This is a genomic window from Anaerohalosphaeraceae bacterium (assembly GCA_037479115.1).
Classification (GTDB): Bacteria; Planctomycetota; Phycisphaerae; order Sedimentisphaerales; family Anaerohalosphaeraceae; genus JAHDQI01.
In genome coordinates this window covers 124,712-149,109 of the sequence record JBBFLK010000001.1, presented here as the reverse complement: position 1 = coordinate 149,109, position 24,398 = coordinate 124,712, and the positions used below count along the sequence as shown (strand labels likewise).

13 protein-coding genes are annotated in these 24,398 nt (G+C 57.8%); all 13 read right to left on the bottom strand.

Annotated elements, in window-relative coordinates; all coding sequences use genetic code 11:
- Window positions 1–325: 325 nt before the first annotated feature.
- The gene (locus WHS88_00590; GenBank protein MEJ5258669.1) at window positions 326–2,977 is read right to left on the bottom strand and encodes a glycoside hydrolase family 95 protein; all 2,652 of its coding nucleotides are present in this window, start codon (window positions 2,975–2,977) and stop codon (window positions 326–328) included.
- Window positions 2,978–3,002: 25 nt separating this feature from the next.
- The gene (locus WHS88_00585; GenBank protein MEJ5258668.1) at window positions 3,003–6,026 is read right to left on the bottom strand and encodes a LamG-like jellyroll fold domain-containing protein; all 3,024 of its coding nucleotides are present in this window, start codon (window positions 6,024–6,026) and stop codon (window positions 3,003–3,005) included.
- 242 nt (window positions 6,027–6,268) lie between these two features.
- Complete coding sequence (locus WHS88_00580; GenBank protein MEJ5258667.1) at window positions 6,269–7,831, bottom strand: DUF5060 domain-containing protein; 1,563 nt, start codon at window positions 7,829–7,831, stop codon at window positions 6,269–6,271.
- Between the two features lie 42 nt (window positions 7,832–7,873).
- Entirely contained in the window at window positions 7,874–9,880 is a 2,007-nt protein-coding gene (locus tag WHS88_00575) for a glycoside hydrolase family 127 protein (GenBank protein ID MEJ5258666.1), read from the bottom strand.
- Window positions 9,877–13,233, bottom strand: a complete 3,357-nt coding sequence (locus tag WHS88_00570; protein MEJ5258665.1) for a glycoside hydrolase family 2 TIM barrel-domain containing protein — start codon at window positions 13,231–13,233, stop codon at window positions 9,877–9,879. Before WHS88_00570 ends, WHS88_00575 begins: the two co-directional genes overlap by 4 nt.
- Entirely contained in the window at window positions 13,230–15,980 is a 2,751-nt protein-coding gene (locus tag WHS88_00565; protein ID MEJ5258664.1) for a family 78 glycoside hydrolase catalytic domain, read from the bottom strand. Before WHS88_00565 ends, WHS88_00570 begins: the two co-directional genes overlap by 4 nt.
- A gap of 21 nt (window positions 15,981–16,001) precedes the next feature.
- On the bottom strand, window positions 16,002–16,190 hold the full coding sequence (locus WHS88_00560) for a hypothetical protein (protein MEJ5258663.1): 189 nt from the start codon (window positions 16,188–16,190) through the stop codon (window positions 16,002–16,004).
- Window positions 16,187–17,857, bottom strand: a complete 1,671-nt coding sequence (locus tag WHS88_00555) for a hypothetical protein (GenBank protein MEJ5258662.1) — start codon at window positions 17,855–17,857, stop codon at window positions 16,187–16,189. The genes WHS88_00560 and WHS88_00555 overlap by 4 nt, the downstream gene beginning before the upstream one ends.
- A 50-nt stretch (window positions 17,858–17,907) precedes the next feature.
- Window positions 17,908–19,515: a glycerol kinase GlpK gene (gene glpK / locus WHS88_00550; protein ID MEJ5258661.1), complete on the bottom strand. Its 1,608-nt coding sequence runs from the start codon at window positions 19,513–19,515 to the stop codon at window positions 17,908–17,910.
- Window positions 19,512–20,477 (bottom strand): transketolase C-terminal domain-containing protein, encoded by a 966-nt coding sequence (locus WHS88_00545; protein ID MEJ5258660.1) that lies wholly within the window; start codon window positions 20,475–20,477, stop codon window positions 19,512–19,514. Before WHS88_00545 ends, glpK begins: the two co-directional genes overlap by 4 nt.
- Complete coding sequence (locus WHS88_00540) at window positions 20,474–21,349, bottom strand: transketolase (GenBank protein ID MEJ5258659.1); 876 nt, start codon at window positions 21,347–21,349, stop codon at window positions 20,474–20,476. The genes WHS88_00545 and WHS88_00540 overlap by 4 nt, the downstream gene beginning before the upstream one ends.
- Before the next feature lie 2 nt (window positions 21,350–21,351).
- Complete coding sequence (locus WHS88_00535) at window positions 21,352–22,935, bottom strand: DUF5060 domain-containing protein (GenBank protein MEJ5258658.1); 1,584 nt, start codon at window positions 22,933–22,935, stop codon at window positions 21,352–21,354.
- A 25-nt stretch (window positions 22,936–22,960) separates the two neighbouring features.
- Window positions 22,961–24,385, bottom strand: a complete 1,425-nt coding sequence (locus tag WHS88_00530; GenBank protein ID MEJ5258657.1) for a hypothetical protein — start codon at window positions 24,383–24,385, stop codon at window positions 22,961–22,963.
- Window positions 24,386–24,398 lie beyond the last annotated feature (13 nt).

Below are 24,398 nucleotides of genomic sequence, written 5' to 3'. Positions count from 1 at the left end.
AAGAATTTGCCCATCTCTCACATCCTCCAAACCAAACCCGCAGCAAAACACCAGACAGCCCTCGGACTCGACCTAAACCTCCCCTGTTCCGACTCTTTTCGATTCGCTGATTCTATTTGGCGTTTTCAAGGAGCGCTCCCTCTCACTCTTTTGTGCATTATGAAAAAGGTAAAAAGGGAATTCCTCCTGAAATCTTAAAAAAACTGTTCATTTTTTTAGGTTGACGGAAAAGAACAGTCCGTTCGATAAATCACGACAAAAAACAACATTCAGACAAAACATCCAATATATCCGATTATATCTATCCATTAATATTGTTTTGTTCTCACAACCAGCAAGTCTGTCCGGGGTCTCGGCCGCATGCGAGCCAGTCTATCGCCATTTGGGCCAAGTCCGACAGGTCCAGCCCTTCTCCCTCACGGAGCCACTGCCCGGCAAGGGCGGCAAAATCCTCAAAATCTACCTGACAATCCTGGTTATAATCCGATAAAAGCGGGGCTGTACAGGAATACGCCGTAAGCGTGTAGCTCTGCCCGGCTTGTGTGGGGAATTCGTAAAGATTTTCCCCCGGCGACTGCACGGGAACACTCCCGCCGGACCCATCGGTTACGGCAATCGGCCGGGCCGAACGAACCCGGCAGGTCCTGCCGAGCAGCGAGCGGATTTGTGCCGTCTGGAGGGTGCGATTCTGCCAAGTAATATCCACCTCAAAACCCCCGCGGGCTCTCAAACCGGTTATGCTTCCATTGGCCATCTTGTCCGGCAGGGCCGGCAGCAAATACACTTCCCCCTGGTGGCTCTGCAGGAACATTTCGGCCATGCCCATCAGAACCCCCAGATTGCCGTCAATCTGGTTCTCTGAAGTTCCGCCGGCAGTCCCTCCTTTGCGTGAAAAGGTCATGTTATAGGTATGGGATTTCCCAATAATCTTATTGAGAATCATATAGGCGTGGTTGCCCTGTCCCAGACGCACCCGACAGCACATCTTCCATGCCTGACTCCAGGACGTGTTATTGGTGTCATCCCCTTTCCAGTTGAGAACCACTTCCGCCGCCGCCGCCAGGTCCGGCGTGTGATGCGGGGTAATGGTTCCGGCCGGCATCAGGTCCACCAGATGCGACAGATGGCGATGCGTATTCGGCACATCCACATCCTCCAGCCATTCCTGCAGCTGGCCGTATCGTCCGATTTGGTTGGGCGGCAGCTGGGAACGCTTCTGCTCCAAGAGCTGGCGAAACTCCGCATCCACCCCCAGAATTTTGCTCGCCTCTATTACATACGTAAACAGCCCCCGAATCAGCTGGCAGTCCATCGTGGGGCCGGCCACCAGTTCCCCGTTATCCCCCAGCGCCGGATTGGGCTGCTCCGGCGAATGCGAAGGATTTGTCAGCAGATAAGGGATTCTGCCAGTCCGCGGGTCCGGCACCAGAAAATCCACAAAAAACTCCGCCGCCCCTTTCATCAACGGATAGACCTCCGCCAGAAAATCGACATCCCCGCTGTATTCATAGTGCCACCACAGATGCATACACAGCCAGGCCCCGCCGCTGGGCCACAGGCCCCCGGGATTGTTGATCGGCGCCGCCCCGCGCCACAAATCGGTATTGTGGTGCACAACCCAGCCGTCCGCACCATAGTGCTCCGCCGCCACGACAGCCCCCGTCTCCGACAAATCCCGAATCAAATCAAACAGCGGCTCGTGGCACTCCGCCAGATTGGTCACCTCCGCCGCCCAGTAATTCATCTCCTCATTGATATTGAGGGTCATCTTGCCCTCCCACGAGGGCTCCAATTCATTATTCCACTTGCCCTGCAGCCCCAGGGGCTGGGAGCCGGGCCGAGACCCGGAAATCAGCAGATACCGGGCCATCTGAAAATTCACCGTCAGCAGCTGCAAATCATCCGCGTTGAAAAGCGACCAATTCGTCTTGGCGGCATCCACCCCCGCTTCGATGGCGGCAATCCGCTGGTCGGTGGGAAGATTGACCTTCTCCGAGGTTCCCAAATCCAGCGTCACACGGTTAAACAGGGCCTGATAGTCGGTTAACTGCCTCTGCCGCAATGCGGCAAACCCTTTGGCGGCGGCGCTGGAGACCGTGTCCAGACACCGCTGACTCGGATTGCCGGTGATATCATTGTAGCGGACATAATTCGACGCCGCCCCCAGCACCAGTGTCACGGCATCCGCTCCGCTGACCACCAGCGTCTGCCCGGAGGGGGTCACCGAACCGCCCTCTGCGAGAATCCGCACGCGGGTTTCAAACTCCACATCACTAGCCAGATTGTTTTGGCCCACATGATCGACTGCCCCGCGAAGAACCACGTCATTGCCGCTGACCGAACGGCTGACCACCGTATGCGGTGTGGTTAAACTGCATGTAAAACCAATCATTCCGGGCCGGCCGGCCGTCAGCCGAACCACAATCACGTTGTCCGGATAACTGGCAAAACAGTCTCGCTGATAGGTCACGCCTCCAGCTGTATACGTTACGGATGCGGTGGCTGTTGTCAAATCCAGCTGCCGTCGGTAATTCGTGCCCGAATGATTAAACGTCAGCCGCAGCTCCGCCGTCGGCTGATAGGGACACTGTCGCAGCGGGATGCTCATAAAATTATTTTTGGCTACAAGATCATAGGCATTCTTGCCCTGCCCGGCCCAGACATAGTTGCGAATTTGTTCCAGATAAGCCGATGCGCCGGGATGAACGTAATTATGCGGATGGCCCGCCCAGACTGTATCCTCATTGAACTGAATAATTTCCTCACTCATCCCGCCGTACACCATGGCGGCCAGTTTGCCGTTGCCAATCGGCAGCGCCGCATTGGACGTCGCATTCGCCGTGTATGTCGCCGGACTGGTATAGAACAGCACCAGCGGCCCCGGGTCCGCACCGGCCATCAAGGACAGCTCCATAGCTGCAACAGCAAACAAAACCCAACCCAATTTTCGAGAAGTCCCTGTACCGCTTCTTTTCATACAAACCCCTCAAAAACGAACTTTTTTACCTGCTGCCCTGCTGATAAAGAGTTTGGATTTCCTGCGGACTAAGGGCCCGCTCATAAAGCCGGACATCATCAAGGCGGCCGCTGAAAAAACTCCCGAGAAGTCCGGAGGTCTGCTGAATCGCCCCGATTCGCACTGGACAGGCGGTTCCGGTATTGATTGCCAAAGAAGGATTCGTATAGGTTCCTGAAGCCGGCTGACCGTCAATATACATCCGAAGATGCTGCACACTCGCCGGTCCCGTTTCCGGGGCCTCCAGAACCGCCGCCACATGATGCCACTGCCCGTCAGCTACGGTCTGATTGCTGAGAATACTGCCCCCGCCGACGCCCAGCTGAAGTCTGGAATTGTTGACAAAAAACAGCCAGCGGGACCCTGTATCCAGGCCGCCGCAGGTCAGAATCATTCCGCCGGTCTGCGTGGTTTGAATCCAGGCACAAACGGTCCGCGCCCGGCCGCCGCTGATTCCAAAAAAGTCAGGAAACTCTGCATAATCATCCAGCCCGTCCAGCAGAAGACCGCCGCCCGAAACGCCCTCCGTCCAGGTTGGGCCCCCCGCCAGATTGGCCGTTCTCGAATAAAGGGATATATCCTTCGTTGTATTTCCGCTTGTTTCCTCAAAAGGCAAAGCAAGCACAAGCGTCTCATCCGCCAGCCAGGCCCAGGCAAGCCGGGCAAAATCGAGCATATCCACCTTGCGGTCGCCGTTTCGGTCCGCCCCTCCGCAGGCAGGACTGTCGCCGCAGTCCGCCCAAAGCCATTTTTCGGCTATTCCGGCCAAGTCTTGCAGACCTTTGACGCCGGAATAAACGTTGGACACGTGGATGGTCATTACGGCTGTATCAGACTGTCCGGAGGTATTCTCATAAACAACGGTGAAGGTGTTGAGCCCTCTGTCCGCATCCTTCGGAGCCCCCGACAGATTCCCGTTGGGACTGACAATCAGCCAGTCAGGGCCGGAAAGTTTGCGGAACGTGCCGATGCCTTCCGCATAAGGCCGCAGGGTCCGGCCGACATACGGTGTCAGTTCAACTGTGTTCGGATTCTCAATCAAATCCGTTGTAAACACAGGATTTCCGACAGCCGTCCTGCCCAACCCGTCGTTGTAAAGGAGTTCCGCAAAAGTTCGGTCGGACCAGCGGCTCCAGACGGCCACATCATCAATATAGCCGGTGTACTCCCCCCGGCTCATTCCGTTGACGCTCGGTTCATCTCCATAGAAACCGATTCCGGTGTACTGGCCGTTGTAGTTGTTCGATGCGGAAGTCGTCAGAGCAATCGAGCCGGCCTCACTGGCATTCAGCCAGCCGCGGAGCTGACCGGCTGCATCAATAGACACCAGCACATGGTTCCACTGATTCAGCACAGGCCGATTGCCGAACTCCGGCGTCTGGGTATCAACGGTCAGCCGGCACGCTCCGGACGGCAGCAGCTCAATCCGGAAGGTCTTGGCGGCTGTCACCGTGCCGACCTTCGTGCCCAGCATGCAGGCCGTCTTGTCGGAAGCGGGCAGGGCCGTGGGCCTAAACCACAGCGAAATCGTCATCGGGGCGGCGTTCGGGAAAACCCGGTTGGTTCCCGTATCCGACCAGCCGACAATCAGGCCGTCCTTCGGATAGGTCAAATCCAGACAGCCGCTGCCGAGCAGTTTGGCATCGGTATCCACCCAGGCCGCCCCGAACGGATTGTTGGGATTTGAAGCATAGACCTTCGATACATCCAGAAAATCCGCATCAAACGGCCAGTAGTGAATCAGGTCCGACGGAAGAGTCGGTGCTGTCTTGAACATCCACAGTTGGCCGGGAATCACCGTATTGTCGGCGGTCACTTCATCAATCCGCCAGTAATACTTTGTATCGGCCGTCAGGGTTGGCGGTGTAAAAGTGGTCGCCGTCTGATTGCCGAAGCTGACCAGTTCGGTCGGCGAGGTCCCGAAATAGACATTGTGGCTGACGGCCGTATGGCCGGCACGCCAGCTCAGCGTCGCCGTCGTCGCTGCATTAGACTCCCCGTCGGCCGGGTTTGGAACCGTCGCCTGAACCGGCCAAAGCGCCGAATCCCCAACCAGAATCGTCGTTCCGGCCCCTTGCGCAACAATCGAGGGGACATCGGCCGCTGCATCCAGCGCGTACGAATACGGCGGCACAAAAGCACTGCCGTACCCCGACATCGTCCCGGTGCAGGCATTGAAGATATTGCCGACGGACTTTATCTCCACCGTAAAGGTGCCGCTGGTGCCCGAATCGACTCGTCCGGCATCCGCAATCGGGTTTTTTACCTGGTTAAAATAATTGTTCTCCAAAAGCACCTTAAAACCCCAGGAGCCCCCGACGCAGTAGGAGTTTCCCGTACAGGAGTAGTAGTTGTTGAACACGTGATTTTTTCCGTATCGTCCGCGGGGCATCCGCTGGTCCACGTAGGGCCCCCACCAGTTATGATGAAACGTCACATTCAGCTTGCCCACATCCGTGGGGTTGTCGTCGGTCGAGCCGACCAGACAGGCAAATCGGTGAGGATTCACCTTGCTGGTATAGTAGAACCGGCACCAGGAAACCGTGATATAATCGCTCTGGTCGGTAATGTCGCACAGCCCGTCCGCACAGTCCAGGAAAGTACAGTGGTCAATCCAGATGTGAGTGGCGCGCCGGCAAATCAGACCATCCTGCGGCATCGCACCCTGAAAAGTCAGGTTGCGAATAATGACGTTGTCCACATCGCTGACCTTGACGCTGAACCCCACAATCTTCGCATCGTAGCCGATACCGAGAATGGTCTTGTTGGACCCCACATTGGGAATATTGTAATCCCCGTGAATTGTCCCGAGCACCTGAACGATACGGGGTGTATCTCCGCTGACAGCGTTGACAAATTCGGCCTTATTCGTCACGGTCACCACTTCACCGCCCAAACCGCCGGTTGTACCGCCGGCTGCGGTCGCCCATCCAATCGGCTCTGAATCCACGGCAAAACAAGGCGGGCACAAAAGGATAACAAGGACAGGAAATATTGCGATGATTCTCATCCATTGCCTCCAGGAATCTCGGCTCCAGAACCTAACCATACCGACCATCCCCCTTTACGGAGAGCGCCGAAAAAACAATATCCCTTCTCACATTGTACCTATACTAACAAAACAATCAGATAGGTTCTCCCCGAATTACTGAAAAAACTTTTCATATTCATAGATTTGAAAGGAAATCCGGAGAAATCAGCCTTGTCTTTCTGAACAGCACCTCCGCGGGCACCAAAATCGTCGGCAACGGGTTAGTCCACCCGCTGCAGCCGCAGCGCCATAAAGGGACGGCCCGGCAGAGAAACGCAGCGCCCGTCCTTGTCCGCAAACGTATAGGCATCCAGCGGTTTGACTTCAAAGACCTCCTCCAGCGGTTCAATCGTCATATTCCAGGTATCAATCACTTCCGCCCGGAACCGCATCCCCTCCTTGAGATTTTTCTTCGGCAGGCGAAAGGTCCACTGCTGAATCGGGTCCCGCCCGAAATAAATCAGATAAAACTCTCCGGCCCGGCCTCCGATGTTCGTTTCATAGGCATAGTCAATCGGGTCAAGCCCGCCGGCGGACTCGACAATCCTGCGCAGAAAGGCAATCCGCGGGGGGCTTTGCCCCTGCATTTTGCCGCCGATGGAAATCCACGTCGGGTCCTCCGACGTCCCGTAGCAGTCCCCGTGTGTCGCATACGCCCCGCCGATATAAGCCGACCAAAACCGAAACACCATCTCCTCGCCGGAGATGTTCCCCCAGCGTTTCGCAATATTCCCCTCGTAGTTAATCTCATCGTGCACAATCGGCTTTTGATACATATCCCGCAGCATCGGCGAAATCCCCAGATACCGCACGGCCATATAGTACTGAAGACTCACATGGGTTACCCACGGCTTGCAATAGTCGTAAATCCGGTCGGCATTGTGAATCGACCGCAGGTGCCCGTGGGGGTCGCGCTCCTGCACAATCTGAAAGAGCCGGTCCCAATCCGCATCCGTCAGGTGCGTCATAAAACTGTTTTCATTCGCCAGACACCACCAGACATTGCGAAAGGCGGCAAAACGGGCGATGACATAACGCAGATACCGCTCGTTCGTCGCCGCATCCATCCGGTCAAATCCCCACTTGCCGTCGTCATACGGATGAAAGAGGATCAGGTCCGCTTCAATTCCCAAGTCGCGGAACTGCCGGACGCACCATTCCAGATTCCGAAAATAGCCCGGATTGAATCGGGAAAAATCCCAGTTCTCCCGAGACGTACCGACAAAGGGAAATTCCGTGAGCTTCTCCGGCCCCTTCACATAATGTTCTTTCCACGGCGGAATCAGCAGAAACCGCGCTTTGTTAAAGGGCGACTGTTTGAGCGTCTCCAGCGTCTGTTTTTTCAGGTCTTCCGTCTGAAAAGGCCATTCATAAAGAGTCGTGCCGAACGGGAAAAACGGCGTGCCGTCCGCATAGGCGAAATGGTACTGCTGGCGCACCCGCACAGGCCCGTGATTGCCGGCCGCCGGAGCCGTACAGACAAATTGTCCTTCTTTGCCGTCCAGCTCCGGGTAGTTGCTGCGGGTTTTATATTTCCAGACGCCCTGTGCATCCGGCATAAAGCGAATTCGGAACACGCCGTCACCGTCATAAAAGCCCTCCGGCTCAAACCGCCGCCCGGCGTTTTCAAAAACGGCGCTGAATTCAACCCCGATAAACGGATTGCCGGTCGCCGGGCCTTTCAGAGACAGTTCAAAAAAATCCCACTGTTCCACCCTGTCGGATTCGGCCGCATAGAGGCATCCCGCCAGTCCCATCCAGACAAACAGAATCGTTTTCTTCATAATCCCTTCCTTTCCCAAACATCGAAAGGTTGTCGAAACGGTCTATCGCACCGGCAGCCAGACGCACATCTCGCCCTCGCCGCGGTTGCCCCAGGCATAATAAGGCACCAGAGAAAGACGAACCGGCACCGGCTTCTTCAAGCGGACGGGGCGATAAAGCTCATCGCCCCATGGCTGCCCATCCACAACATACCCCCGTCCCTCGACGACCACAACGCCGCCCAGCAGGTCCTGCCGCCGGCGGGCTTTCCAGTCATCCGAAGGCCGCACAGCCACATCCGCCGGCCGAATCCTCTCCGGCAAATCCGCCGACTCCAGGCAATAAACAATCGGCCCGCGCTGCAGCGCCGCCTGGCCGCGAATCTCCTCCGCCAGCGGATGCCCCTCCATCCACCGCGGCTCCATCGGAAACTCCAGTTCAACCCGGTCACCGGCGTTCCAGGTCCGCCGAAGCGGAACATACTGCGACGGCGCCGCCTCAGCCGCAAATGTGCGTCCGTTGATTGTGATGCAGGCCCCTTTCGACCAGCCCGGAATCCGCACAAATACGGTGAAGGGGTCATTCGGCGCCTCCTTTATCACAAGCTGAACCGTACCCTCCCAGGGATAATCCGTCGTTTGCTGCAGCCGAATCTTCTGCCCCGACAGCAGTCTCGTTTCCAGAACATTGCCGCCGTACAGGTGCACATACACCCCTTCCGGCGACAGACTGTAAGCATATTCGGCGGATTCGGCAATCATCCGTACCACATTGGGAGGACAGCAGAAGCAGCTGATATAGGGCTGACGATAGCGCGACCAGCGCAGCTCAAACGGCAAATCCTTCGTCACCCGCAGCGGATTGGTATAGAAAAACTTCGTTCCGTCCAGACTGATGGCCGCCAAAACCCCGTTGTACAGCGCCTGCTCCATCGCGTCAGCAAACCTCGCTTCGCCGGTGAGCATCAGCATCCGCTTGTTCCACAGGACAAATCCCACCGTCGCACACGATTCATTGTGCGCTGTGAGATTCGGCAGCTGATACGGACGACCGTAGGCCTGATGCACCGGCTGAATCGTGTCCTGCTTCGAGGAGCCGTCCGGCGAAGCCCCGTTATAGAGCGCCCCCGTCGCCCCCGTAATATACAGTTTGCGTCCGGTCACATCTTTCCAGATGCTCTCCAGCGGCGTCCGGAGACGCTCATCGCCCGTCTCGGCCAGCAGGTCGGCCGCTCCGGCATACAGATAGTTGGCCCGAACGGCATGGCCGACCGCCTCCCGCTGCTCATAAAACGGAATGCGGTCCTGATTGTCATCCATCCCGTTTTTGTACAGACTGCGAATCTCCATCAGCCCCTTCAGCAGCTCCAGATACCTCGGCTCTCCCGTAATCCGATACAGGTCCGCCGTCCCCATATAGTGCGACGGGCAAATCGCGTTGGCCGCCAGTGTCTCGGGCTGCGTTTTATACACCCTGTACAAATAATCGGCGGCATTGCGGGCAATCTGAAGCAGCGTCGTTTTTCCCGTCGCCTGATAATGCACAACCGCACAGGTCATCAGATGGCCCATATTATATGTTTCAAAATCCAGCCGCTGGGCAAACTCCGCCGCCTGGACCGCACCGGTCCGCTGCGCAATCAGCACGGGCGTATGAATATACCCGTCCGGCCGCTGCGCTGCGCCGATGATCTTAATGATTTCATCCATCTGCCGGTTGAGGGCTTCATCCTTTGTCACAGCATAGACATAGGCCGCCGCCTCCAGCCACTTATAAAAATCCCCGTCATTCCATTTCGGCCCGCGATGCCGACCCTCTTTTCGTCCGGCGGCAACCAGAAAGTTCTCCCAGGCATGGCTGACATTCGGGTCTGAGAACAGACGCCACATATTCGGAACCATCACATCCCGACATACGGCAAACCGCTCCGCCCAAAACCCTTCCGTCCACCGCACCGAACCGAATTGCGGGTTTCTGAGCTTGGCATACGGGCTGACCGCCGGTGCAGACCCGACGGCGGAGAGAACCGCCGCCAAAACCAAAAAGACCTTTCGGCTAAACTTCTTCATTTTTGACTCTCCCTGATTGCTGTATTCTGAATAGAGGGCTGCATCAAATCCGCCGACCCGGCGTCTTTGCCGGCTCGACACGGAGAAAACTGCAGACGCATCTGGACGGATTCCGGCGGCACCTCGTACTTTGGAAGCACCCCCGGACCGCAGCTGGCGTTGCCCAGCCCGCTGTGACGGGCATCCAGCGAGACAATCACATCGTCCCGGGCTGTCAGTTCAAAGGGATGAGCGGCCTTCTCCAAATCCTCCGCCGTATAAGGCAGGGCCGAAAAGGCCATCGGTGTCTCCGCCGTAATCTGCACCCCCCGTCCGGAAACATCCGTAAGCTGAACCCACCGCACATCCGTCCGAAGCCCCGTTTCCTGCGGCCGCGGATAGGGAACATACATCTCCTGCACCGTCGCCGACCAAAGACCGACGTCCGCCGAGGTATTTCGGTCCGGATAATTTTCATGCGGTCCGCGCCCATACCAGCGGACGAACGCATAGTCCCCGGCCACATGCAGGACCAGACCCACCCTCGGCAGCGGCGGCAGTGTCCCAAACGGTTCAAAATGGTGAACCGATTCAATCACACCATCCCCCTGCACCGTCCACACCGCCCGATGAACAACTCCGGCTCCGGATGGTGTCGTGCTGACGGCTTCCGTCTGTATCTGAACGGAGCCCGATTCTTTTTTGGAAACCTGCAGCGACTTCACCGTTCGAGTCAGACGGTCCAGTCCCGCCTGATGCCACTCGTACGCCCGGCCTTTTCCGAAGGCCCTGTCATTGCTTGTCGGCGCACGATAGAGCTGCAGAACAGGGCCGCCCTGCGGCGACAGGATTTCCCGCCCGTCATAAACAAGCGAAAACAGCGTGCCGCTCTGTCGGCTGAAAACGGCCTCAAAATCCGGCCCCTTTATCCGGGCTGCATCGGGCTCTTCCAGAACCTCGATTTGCGGCACAACTGCCGAACATCTGTTTTCCTCCGGTTTGACCTCCCTGACCGGCAGCTGCTCCCAGGCCGCTTCATAGCCCGCTGGGGCCCAAAGGGTCGGCTCCGTCAGATGAAAACTCACACGAACCCGATAATCTCCCGCCGGCAGCGGCTCCGGCAGCTTCAGCGGCAAAGCCGCCGTCGTTTCCTCACCGGGCTTGCATTCAAGGCGCCCCAGCACCCCCGATTGAATTTCCATTCCGTCCCGCGTCAGGACCCAGCGGGCCTCCAGGGTATTCAGATTCGTAAATGCGTACCGGTTGATGACTCGAATGGTGTGCGATGCCCCGTCAGCTGCTTCAATCCGGACCGGCTGATAGACCTTCTTAACCTCCCAAAGTTTGGGCGTTACAGTCCGGTCAGCCAAGACCAGTCCGTTCAGACAGAAGTCTTTCGAATTCGGCCGGTCGCCGAAATCCCCGCCGTAAGCAAAGTATTCGCGGCCGTCGGCCGCCCGCCGGCGAATCCCCTGGTCCACCCAGTCCCAGATAAAGCCGCCGACAAGCCGCGGAGCAGATTCAATCTCCTCCCAGTATTCCTTCAGGTTCCCAACCGCATTGCCCATCGCATGGGCATACTCACACATCAAAACCGGCCGGCTGTCTCGATTGTCCTGCGCCATCTGCAGAATGCGGGGCCACCGCCTGTCCATCGGCGATTCATAAAGGTCACGCACTTTCGGATACATCCGGCTGATAAAATCCACCGCCGCCGGGTCGCGCGGGTCATTGACATCCTCCGCAGACGCCTGTGCCCCTTCATAATGAATCGGCCGCGTCGGGTCAAACGTCCGTATCCAGGCCGCCAGCGCCGCAAAATTCGGCCCCCAGCCGGACTCATTCCCCAGCGACCAGATAATCACAGAAGGATGGTTCTTGTCCCGCTGAACCATGCTGATGCCGCGGTCCAGAAAAGCGGCCTGCCAGCTCGGTTCATTGGCCAGAAACCCCCGAATGCCGTGACTTTCAATGTTCGCCTCGTCGATGACGTAAATCCCGTATTCGTCGCACAGGTCATACCAGCGCGGGTCGTTCGGATAATGGGCGGTGCGCACGGCATTGATATTGAAACGCTTCATCAGGACAATATCCTCCCGCATCCGCTCCAGCGGGACGGCCTGTCCATAATCCGGGTCAAATTCATGCCGATTCACCCCATACAGCCGCACCGGACGGCCGTTTATCAGCAATCGGCCGTTCTCGATGCGCACCTGCCGGAACCCCAGCCGGCACGAAACCGCCTCCGCCGTACGGCCCTGGGCATCTTCCAGAGCCAGCACCAGCGTATAAAGATGCGGCGTCTCCGCCGTCCACAGCCGCGGATTGTGCACCCTTCCCCGCAGCCAGTCAAACTTAGCCGGTCCGCGCTGCGGCGTTCGCTCGTTGAGAATTTCAGCCGAATAGTCCGCATTCAAAATCTTTTCGGCATCAGCCCGCAGCGGCTCCGACCACACCGCCCGCCCCGACGGGTCATACAGCTGCGCCCGAACAGCCCATCCGGAAATCCCGACATCACCCGCTCGGTCCAGCCGGGGCTGAATGAGCACCTGCCACACAGAGTCCCCCGCCTCGGGCTCCGTGCGGACGGCAAAGTCGGCAATCCGAACCGCTCCGGAACAGTACAGAAAAACCTCCCGGAAGATGCCGCTCAGATGCCACATATCCTGCCCTTCCAGATAACTGCCGTCGGACCAGCGGTACACCTCCACGGCCAGAACATTGCCGCCGGGGTGTACATAGGATGTAATCTCAAACTCCGCAGGCGTCATACTCCCCTGGCTGTACCCGACGGCGGCCCCGTTCACCCAGACATAGAAGGCGCTCTTAACCCCGGCAAAATGGAGGAAAACCCGCCGACCCTTCCACGCCGCCGGCAGCTCAAACGTCCGCCGATACGACCCCACCGGATTGCGGTTCTTCCATGAAGTCCACTCCTTCGGGGGCTCTCCCGTCACACGCGGCGGGTCGATGCGGAAGGGATATTGCGAACTCGTGTAAATCGGTACATCATAGCCCTCCATCTGCCAATTGGAGGGAACCCGGATGGTCTTCCACCCATCCACGCTGTACTCCGGCCGATAGAAATCAGTCGGACGCTCCTGCGGACAGGACGACCAGTGAAATTTCCACAAACCGTTCAGAGAAAGACGATACGGTGAATCCTCCGGCCGGCCGGTTCGGGCCGTCTCTTCATCCGGATACGGCACAAACGTCGCCCGGGCGGGCAGGCGATTCCGCTGCACAACAGACGGATTCTCCCAGTCCGGACAGTCGGGCACAATCGGCGCCGCCGCCGGACGGAGGCAGCCGGACAAAAAAGAAAGCAGCACCGGCCAAACCGGCCATTTCACTGTTGTTCGCAAGCCCTTCATCCCGAAATCGTTTCCGCACACGAATAATGACTCACAAACCGATACGTCCCCGAAGGAATCTCATAAACCGCATAGGAGCCCTCGCGTCCCAACGGGGCAATCCCCGACACCTGTTCAATCGGCCCGCCGCTTTCCTGAATCGGTGTGCCCGGCTCGCTCGGAATAAATACGCGGGCGGCGGTGTTGGCCGGAATCGTAATGTCATAGCGGAAGAGCTGGTCTTGCCGCTGCCAGCGGCTGCGAATCCATCCGTACAGACAGCGGTATTCCGCCCCGGCCCAGTCCAGACGGCGGCTTGGATACGGTTTGAGCACAAACCGCTGAAAACCGTTTTCCTCCGGGTCCAGTTCAATCCCCGCTGCAAAACGGTAAAGCCATTCGCCCACCGACCCCAGCGAATAATGATTAAAGGAGTTCATCTGCGGATTGAAAAATCCCTCCTCCTTCGTCCAGCCGTTCCATCGCTCCCAAATCGTCGTGGCCCCATGAAGCACCGGATAAAGCCACGAGGGATAGTCTTCATTCAGCAGCAGCTTCCAGGCCGCGTCCGGCCGCCCCATCTCCGTCAAAACAGGATTCAAAAAGCGAACCCCGATAAAACCCGTGCTCAAATGCCAGTTTCGGCTTCGAAGTTCCTCCATCAGATGTCCAAAGGCCGTCTGCCGAACCTCTTGCGGGAGAAGATTGAACGCCAGCGCCAGCAGATACGCCGTCTGGGTCGAAACCGTCAGCCGGCCGTCCGGAAGCAGAAACTCTTTTTGAAAAGCCCGTCGGACCCGTTCAAACATCGCCTGCCATCGCCGGGCCTCCTGCTCGCGTCCAATCGCCCTCGCCATCCGGGCTAGTTTGGCCGCATCATCCGCCCAATACGCTGTCGCCAGCAGCGTCTTCATCGGCGAGTGCGTGCGAAACGTCGTATCGGCGGGAATACAAAGCCAATCCCCGTAGTTATTCCCCAGTGCATTTCGGCGGATGCCCTCCGGATTCGTCCGCTCCAGATACTCCAGCCAGGCACTTATCGCCCCATAATACCGCTCGATGATTCGGGTATCGCCGTAAAAACGCCAGAGCACCCACGGAATCACAATCCCTGCATCCGCCCAGCCCGCCGCCCCGCCCAGCCCGTCCAGCCCAACATAGCTGCCGTCCTCCCGCAGACGCGGCGCCGTATCGGGAAAGATGCCTTCAGGAGTCTGCGCATCGGCAATATCCCTCATCCATTTTGTAAAGAAGGCGGCCGTATCCATATTATAGCTGGCCGTATGGGAAAAAATCTGCGCATCCCCCGTCCAGCCCAGTCGCTCATCCCGCTGCGGACAGTCCGTCGGAACGCTGATGAAATTGCCCTTCTGGCTCCAGAGCGCATTCTGCCAGAGCCGGTTGACCAGCGGATGCGAACAGTCAAACCGTCCGGTCTGCTCCAGGTTCGAATGCACTACACAGCCCGTAATCGTATCTTCAGCAGGCCGGCCGTCCAGACCGGTCAGCTCGACATACTGGAATCCGTGAAAAGTAAACCGCGGCTGCCAGATTTCCTCGCCTCGACCGCTGAGGATATAGACATCCGTCGCCTTCGCACGCCGCAGATTCTCGGTATAAAGCGTCCCGTCCGGATTCAGCCGCTCCCCGTGCCGCAGGGTAATTTTCCTTCCGGCAGGACCGCGCACCTTCAACCGGACCCAGCCGGCGATATTCTGCCCCAAATCAAAAATCCAGGTGCCGGGCCTGCTTTCATGAACCGAGACCGGCTTGAGCATTCCGGTAATTCGAACGGGCTCGGAGGGCTGAGCCGTCAGCGGAACCGCCGGCGGCTCGACAAGTCGAACCGGAGACCATCCGCGGTCATCGTAATCCGGCTCTTCCCATCCGGTCAGCTCGCAGCGTGCATCATAGACCTCGCCCATCATAAAATCCGAAGAAACAATCGGCCCGGCGGCACATTTCCAGCTCGAATCGCTTCGAACCGTCCGCCGCACCCCATCGGCCCCCGTCAGCTCCAGCTGAATCAGCAGACTGTTTTCCAGTCCGTAGCGTCCCCGGGTCTCCTGCCAGCCGACATAGCCGCTGTACCAGCCGTCCCCCAGAACCGCCCCCAGCACATTTCGCCCGCTTCGAATCAAGTCCGTCACATCATACGTGCGATAGTGAATCCGTTTGGTATAATCGGTCCACTCCGGCACAAAGACATCCTCCCCCACGCGCCGCCCGTTCAGATACACCTCCGCCAACCCGCGGGCACTCACATACAAAGTCGCTCTCCGAACCGCACCGTCCGCCGAAAAAACCTTGCGAAACCACGGCGGCGTTCCCGGTTCGGTAAGAGTGGGCCTTACGGCATGGGCGGCCTGCTTCAGATAATCCGGGTCGGCGGCCATCCACTGGGCCTGCCAATCCTCCTTCTCCAGAAGCCCCATCGTCCAGAAGGCCGGCTCGGACAGCGCCGTCTCCCCCCGCTCATCCCAAACCTGCACCTGCCACCAACACTCCTGCCGAGATATCAGAGGTGTCCCCTGATAGACAATCTGCGCCGACCGGTCATCCTCGATCCGCCCGCTGTCCCACAAATCCGCTCCGCCTGCGGCCAGAAGCGCCGCCGAGGAGGCCGCCCGCACCCGCCGGGCCGTCTGCCGGGCGCCCCGACGGCTCGAAACCATAATCCAGCTCAGACGCGGCTGCCTTTCATCAATCCCCAAGGGATTCTTCAGATACTCACAGCGCAGATGTGAAACCGCTATCGATTGGTCCATCCTTGACTCTCAAAAAACAGTTCAGCCCAAATGGTCTTTTCGAATCCAGAAAACAGCCGTGCCGAACCACATCAGCATCCCGACATTCATCAGATGAAAATACATCTCTTTGGACAAAAGCCCCCCGAAAACCAGAAATGCCGGAACAATCGAAAGCCCCAGCCCCGCAAACGAAATTGCCTGAAGAATCCGTTTTCCTGTCGAGGTCATATCTTCTGCTCCTGTTCAATAGGATGCAGCCGCTGCTGAATCAGACTGCACACGGTATAGAGGGAAATCGCGATCAGCCATGCCGGCAGCACCTGCAGAAACAAATCCGGTTTATAGCGGCTCAGAAAAGTCGGCAGATACGAATTGACCCAGGCCATCGAGGCATACTGGTCTTTGGCATACAGGACAAAACAGATGCCGAACGAACCAAACCACCCCACGGCCGCCGGCCAGCTGAGCCGCAGCCCCCGCTGCTGCGCATAATACCGCACAAGCCCCAGACGCGGAAACAGCCAGAAATCAATAAAAATGAATGCTCCCAGCGGCATAAAGAACAGCCCGTAATAGGCCACAATCCGGTCCAGATAGTGCAGCACGGACGGAATGCACGCCGTAACAATCATCAGAATCCCCGCCGCCAGCGTCACCGCCCAGCGCCGCCAGTTGGGCGTAGCCACCTGAAACGCCAGCCCGGCTCGATACAGCGTCGGATTGGCCGTCGTCCAGCCGGCCAGCAGCACACAGACAATTCCGGCGTACCCGGCGCCGAACATCGCGATGTTTCCCGGTGTCGGGTTGGGGTCCGCCACACCCGCCGCCCGCTGGGAATGAACAAACGCCGCACACAAAACCCCCGAACAAATCCACGCCAGATAATGCCCGATGAACATCCCGAACGCCGAGCAGAACCCCATCTGCCACTTCCGGGCATATCGAAAAATCGTCACATCCCCCATCCCCATATGCTGGGCGATATTGCAAAGCCAGGCCAGCCCGACACAATGCCAGAATCGGTACGGCATCTGCCCGGGATAAGGTTCTCCCGTCCAGATTTTCTCATTGGCAATCTGCCAGAAATTGCTCAGCCCCGTCACCCCCAGCGACGGCAGCGACGCAATCGCCCCGGACAAAAACACAAACGGCATCCACGGCGCCACCACTTTGGCAAAATGAGCCAGTCGTTCAAAGCCGAGAATCGCCAGCACGGCAATGACAGTCCCCACACCAACAGCAATCAATATCCAGGGAATGCTCGGCACGGTCTGTCCGGCCGCATAGTTCGGGCTTGCAATCCCCAGAGGCAGCGTCACCGCCGTTGTGGAAACATTCACCATCGAACCGGCCAACAGACACAGAATCAGGGCAAACAGACCCGAATACAAAACCGTCAGGTACGGTCCGGCGATTTTGCGGATTTGCCAGTAAATCGTCAGACGCTCTTTGACGGCAATCGGAGCACAGATAAAGGCCCAGCTCAGAACCGCCAGCAGATTGCCCAGCGCCAGCCCCCCGAACACGTCAACCGCCCGGACGCCGTGCATCACCAGCAGCGTCCCGAGCACAAACTCCGTCCCCGCAATGTGCTCGCTGGAGAACATCGCAATAAACGTCCGCCAGCCCTGCAGTTTGCTTTCATGAACGGGTTCCCGGTCATACTCATAGAGGGCATCAAGCCGTTCAATCAGCGTGGATTTGACTTTGGAGGGAACAGAAGCCGAAGTCGATTGGGTTTTTGTGCTCATATCCGCCTGTACCATATCTGTGTCAGACTGCTCAGACTGCCGCTGAGCTGCCGCCGATTCTATACACGCATTCCGCTTTGTCAACGCCGCTTGCCGGTCCTGCCGGCAGATGTCCGCCGAAAAAAACACGCCGATTCCTTCCATAGACCTCTGAACAGCTGCCTTCTTCTGCGCACCGTCAGACCATTCAGCGATTACCGCTCTTTGCGGGCAAACGCCTCGTCTTTTTTCCCGGCAATTTCCGCAATTCGAAGCGGGGGCTGTTTTTTCTGCCGGCTCTCCCGGTCGGTTTTGCGCACCGCCGCCGCTCGGTTCAGACGCTCCACCTCCAGAAGCCATCCCTGATAACTCGTTTGGACCTCGGACGTGTCGGCGCGTGCCTGATACCGCACCTCCCCCAGCGTCTGCTGCGGCAGGCGTTCCAGGTCCTCAAAAATCCCCGCCCCCAGACCCGCCAGACAGGCCGCACCAAAGGCCGAGACATCCTGAAACCCGATATTGATGACGTCCTTGCCGAGCAGGTCCGCCAAAAACTGCAGAATAAACCGATTTTTACTGATGCCTCCGTCCACCCGCAGCTGCGCCAGCGAAAGCCCGCTGCACTGCTCCATCGCCGCGATGACATCCTGAATCTGGTACGGAATGGATTCAAGGGCCGCACGAACCAGATGATTCTTCGTGCTGCCGAGCGTCAATCCCGTAATCGCAGCTCTTACGTCCATATTCCAGTACGGAGCCCCCAGTCCGCTGAACGCCGGAATCAGATACACCCCGCCGCTGTTTGGAACCGACCGGGCCATCGCTTCGCTCTCTTCGCTTTCCCGAAGCAGCCCCAGATTGTCCCGGAGCCACTGAATCGTCGCACCGCAGGACACAATGATTCCCTCCAGGGCATAATCCACCCGCTCGCCTGTGCTCCAGCAAATCGTGCTCATCATCCCATCGGATGACGGGACACGGCGGCTTCCGGTATTCAGCAGGATGGAGCAGCCGGTCCCCAGCGTGGCCTTGGCCGTTCCCGCCGTAAAACATCGCTCCCCAAAAGCCGCTGCATGCGAGTCGCCGACCATCGCATGAATGCCGATTGGAGCCGGCAGCAGCCCCTCAAAGTCCGTTTGACCGAAAGCAAACGAGGACGGCCGAACCTCCGGCAGCTTCAGCCCCGTCAGATGAAACTGGCCCAGCAAATACGGGTCCCAGCATAAGCGGTCAATATCGAAAAAGAGCGTCCGAGAGGCATTCGTATAGTCCGTGCAGTAGCTTCGGCCCCCCGTCAGCTTATACAGAAGCCATGTATCGACCGTCCCGAAAAAGGCCCGGCCGCCCTGAACAGCCGTTCGAATATCCGGACGATTCTCCATCAGCCAAACCAGCTTGGTTCCCGAAAAATAAGGGTCTGCAATCAGACCGGTCCGACGGATGATTTCCTGCTCCAAAGACGAGCCTCGAATCCGGCTGCAAATCTCCGCCGAACGCTTGCACTGCCAGACAACCGCCGGGCACAGCGGCCGACCCTGCGCATCCCACAAACAGAACGTCTCCCGCTGGTTGGATATGCCGCACGTGCGAATCCGGCTCAAATCCGAACAGACCTCTGCGCGAAACTGAGCCAGACAGGACTGTACGGCGGCCAGGACATTTCGGTAGATTTCCAGCGGGTCCTGCTCCACAAAACCCGGCCGGGGATACGAAGAGCCCAGCGGTTCAGACCCTTTGGCCGCAATCCGGCCGTCTGTATCAAAGACGACCGCCTTGGTAGCGCTGGTGCCCTGGTCAATCGCCAACAGATAGTCCTTTTTCATAACCGTTTCCTGTTCAACAGGGTTCTGGCGGTTTCGGCAAGCCCCTCCGGCGAAATCCCGTAATAGGCCATGATGTCCAGCTGACTGCCGGAAACCGTCTCTTCATCCGGAAAACCGACGATTCGAAAAGGAACCGACACACCGGCCTGCATCAGAACGGCCGCACACGCCTCTCCCAGCCCGCCGGCACAGCTGTGCTCTTCCACCGTAATCACCGCTCCGCACTCCTGCGCGGCCTGCAGAACCGCCTCCTCGTCCAGCGGTTTGACCGTGTGCATACTGAGCAAACGGGCCGAAATGCCTTCCTGAGCCAGAAGGTCGCAAGCCCCCGCCGCCTGAACGACCGTCTCTCCCGTTGCAATAAAAGCAAGGTCATTTCCTTCACGAACCAGCAGTGATTTGCCTACTGTAAACGTCGTTCCGGGCCGATGCAGAGGCGGCATCGGCCGTTTGCCGAAACGAAGAAAGACCGGGTGCGTCATTTCGGCGGCCGCCTTGACCGCCTCGGCCGTTTCAAAATTGTCCGCAGGCACAACAACCGTGCAGTTCGGAATCGCCCGCAGCACCGCCAAATCATGCAGCGAATGATGGGTCGAGCCGAGGGCTCCGTAACTGACCCCGGAACTGATGCCGACCAGCTTGACCGGATGGTCGGAATAACAGACATCGTTCTTGATTTGCTCCAGCGAACGCGCCGTCAGAAAACTGCCCGGAGAGACGGCAAAGACAATCTTGCCGGCCGAGGCCAGCCCCGCCGCTATTCCCACCAGATTCTGTTCGGCTATCCCGACCTCAATAATCTGTTCGGGCAGGGCTTTGGCAAACGGCACCAGTCGGCCGGAGCCGCGGGAATCACTGGTCACAACCAGAATGTTCCGGTTGCTCCTGGCCAAAGCCAGCAGCGTCTCGGAGAACACATCCAGATTGGCCTTTGCCGTTTCCATCGCTGCAGCGCCGCTCATCGTTCCGCCTCCTCAAGCTGCGCCCTCAGTTCCTCTATCGCCCTCTGGTACTCCTCATCACTGGGGACGCCGTGATGCCATTTGACATCGTGTTCCATAAAACTGACGCCCTTGCCTTTGACGGTATGGGCAATCACCGCACTGGGTCTGCCGACCTCGAAAGGCACCGCACACAAAACCTCCCGCAGGGCCCTGACATTGTGCCCGTCCACCTCCCGCACCGACCAGCCGAACGCAGTAAACTTATCCACAAGACTTTCCAGCGCACAAACCTCCTCCGTCCGGCCGGTAATCTGCAGCTGATTGCGGTCCACAATCGCCGTCAGATTGTCCAGCCCGTAGTGGGCCGCCGTCATCATCGACTCCCAGTTCGACCCTTCGGCCAGTTCCCCATCCCCCAGCAGGACAAAAACACGATAGCCCAGTCTATCCATTTTGCCGGCCAGGGCCGCTCCCGCACCGAAAGCCAGCCCGTGCCCGAGGGCCCCCGTATTGTGCTCAATCCCCCGAATCTTCCTCGTCGGATGTCCGACATACGGCGACCGAAACCGACAGAGTGTTTCCAAATCCGACTCCGGGAAAAAACCCCGGTCCGCCAGAACCACATACAAGGCCTCGACCGAGTGTCCTTTGCTCTGGATATAGCGGTCCCGCCGGGGGTCGTCCGCCGTCTCCGGAGAAACATTCAGCACGCAATTGTACAAAACATTCAGAATATCCACACACGACAGACTGCCGCCCGTATGGCCGGCCTGCGCTTTCCTGATATACCCGAGCAGCCGAATGCGATACTCAATGGATTTTCTGTGCAGCAGCAAATCCAGGGCCGCATCGTTCGCCTTTTCAATCGTTCTCTGCTTGGAGCACGGCATATTCATTCAATCCGGCGAATGCGAATCGCCATATAAGGCCTTCCCGGCAGCGTAATCGAACGCCCCTCTTTGTCCACAAACGTATAGTTATCTCGTTTCCTGATTTCAAAGACGCCGTCCGCCGGCGTAATCGTCATATTCCACGTATCAATCACCTCCGCCCGAAACTTCATTCCATCCGAAAGCCCCGCCCGGTACAATTCAAACGGCCATTCCGAAAGCGGCTGACGGCCGAAATACCCCAGATAGTATTCCCCGCGTTTGCCCGCAAACGGATAGTTCTGCCATTTGTCAATCGGTTCCAGACCTTCCGCGGGCCCTTCTTCCAGAATCCGGCGAAGAAAAGCAATCCGCGACGGGCTCTGCCCCCGCAGAACACCCCCTTTGGCCCACCAGATAACGTCATTCGGCTCCAAATACGTCTCGCCGTGCCCGACATAGGTGCCCGCAATGGTCCCCTCCCAAAACCGGTGAACCATTTCCTCCGCCGAAAGATTTCCCCATCGCTGCGGCAGATTGCCCTCGTATTTCACTTCATCAAACACAATCGGCTTGACATAGACATCCCGATACAGAACCGCCCGCCCGAAGTCCTCCACCGCCGAGCCGTTCTGGATGCTCGCATGCGTCACCCAGGGTTTTGTATGATTATACAGAACCGTGCCGTTGTGAATGGAACGCAGATGCTCGTACGGGTCGCAGCGCTGCACAATCTGGAAAAAGCGGTCCCAGTCTTCCGGGGTCTTTTCCTTCATAAAATCAAACTCATTGGCCATCGACCACCACACATTTCGAAAGGCCGCCAGCCGTGCAACCACATATCGAAGATAGCGGTCATCCGCCTCCTTCGGCATTCGGTCAAATCCCCAATGCCCTTGATCGTACGGATGAAACAGAATCAGGTCCGCCTCAATCCCCATTTCACTGAGCTGCTGAATCCGTTTTTCCAGATGACGGAAAAAGGCTGGATTGAACCGCGCAAAATCCCACCGGGACGGCGGCGTGCCTTCAAACGGATACAAGAGCGGCTCACTTCGATTGTAGGCATACCATTTGGGAAATACGCAGAAGCGGATTTTATTGAAAGGCGATTCCGCCAGCGTCTTTAGCGTCTGCTCCTGAAGCTCCGGCGGCTGATGAATCCAGGCATAACAAGTCGTTCCAATCGGCCGATAGGGTGTCCCGTCCGCATAGGCAAAATGAAACGTGTGGGCAACCCGGACCGGCCCGTGATTGCCCTTGCTCGGCTCAACGGCCTTCAGCGTGCCTGTTTTCCCCGCCAGTTCCGGCCGATTGCTCTGTGTCGTATAGGTCCACTCTCCTGTTGCAGGAGGACTGAACCGAATGCGGTACACCCCGTCCCCGTCGTAAAAGCCCGAAACCGTCAGCGTCTTGTCCCCCTGCCGAAAGGCTGCCGTCAGCTCCACATCCGCAAAGGGATTCCCTTCGGCAGGCCCCGCAAACGACACCTCAAAGACGCCCCACTGCTCCACGGTGACGGGCTGTCCCCACCCACTGATTCCCCCAAACCAAATCAGCAGGGCCGCTGCCGCACCTCTGATTGCCTTTTGACCGTTCTTCCGCAAATTCGAAATTCCCTCCGGCTTGCCTTTACCGGTGATAATACAAATCCCAGCCCAAATACTTGGAAACCGCCTCCTGGAGAACCTGTGCACAATGAGACCGCGCCATTGCCACATGATGCTCAAACCCGTTTTGGCAGATATGCCTCAGCAGGGCTCTCAGGTTGTCCACCTGACAGACCGCAATGCCCCCGTCCATCCCGAACGAATCGTCGGTAAACCGCCCCTCTCCCAGATAAGACTTGATTCGGCCCTTCACATCATCTGTGGAAATTCGGAAATACGTCATCGGTCCCGGGGCCACTTTGCCCTTGACGGCCCCGAAACACCGTTCGCGGTCCAGCACGGTCCCCAGCACATCCAGCTTGGAGATTTCAACCTCATTTCCCATAAACGACTTGGGATAATTGCTGCAGTGCGTGCAGACGCATTTATCCCGCTCCTGACCGAAATTGTTGTTCCAGTCCAGCAGGGCCGGAACCGAACCGCTTGCCAGCAGCAGGGCCGCCATCGAAACCGCTCCCGTTACATCCGTTTCACAGGCGCTGGGAAGATGCCGCTGGCCCATCATCGACATCGACAGACACGTCGCACACCCATAGTGATTTTCAATGGAGCTCCAGCACTGAATCGCACTGGCATCCAGTTCATACTCCTCCATCAGCTCCTCGAACACCACCGACAACTTCGCCTGCCGAAGCACACTCTCGGCCCCCACATCCGCCGGAATCCGCCCATATTTCCGGATGGCTGTCAGTTTGGTCTGGACCGCCGCAGACAGCGAATCCAGTTTCTGAGCCCGCGCAATTACCTCTGATAAATCCACAGGAACCACTGTAATGCCCGCCGCCTGCAGGATTTTTTCACTGAAGCGAACCGTCTGAAACGCCCACGGACGCGTCCCGAACGCCCCGACCCGCAGCGTTCGAAGCCCTTTAACCACCCGACACACCGCGGCAAAAAAACGCAGATCCTTCCTGAAAACATCGCTGTCAATATCGCACGTATGCTCCGTGGTGTCCGTAAACGGAATCTGATACTGGTACAGATTGTTGCAGACCGAAATCTTGCCGCAAAAAGCGTCCCGCCGGCTTTTTACATCCACTTTGTCTATTTCATCATTGCATGCCTGGACCAAAACCGGCACCTTCAAGTCCGCCAGTTTCAGGGTTTCTGCAACCCCCAATTCATCCCCGAAATTGGGCAGGATGACAAGAATCCCGTCAATGTCATCCCGCCGGGCCTTAAACAGCTCCCCGCAAATCTTGGCATCCGCCCGCGTCTCAATCGCTCCGGCCTTCGTCGCCTTCGCATCCGGTATCACGGCTCCGTACCCCAGCTCCTGAAGCACCGAAAGCACCTTTTTCCGCTGCTCTATGGCCAATTCGGCATTAAAAATATTCCGAGTCCCTACAAGAACCCCAAAGGTGATTTTCTTTTGCATGATTTTCATAGCGCATCCTTCA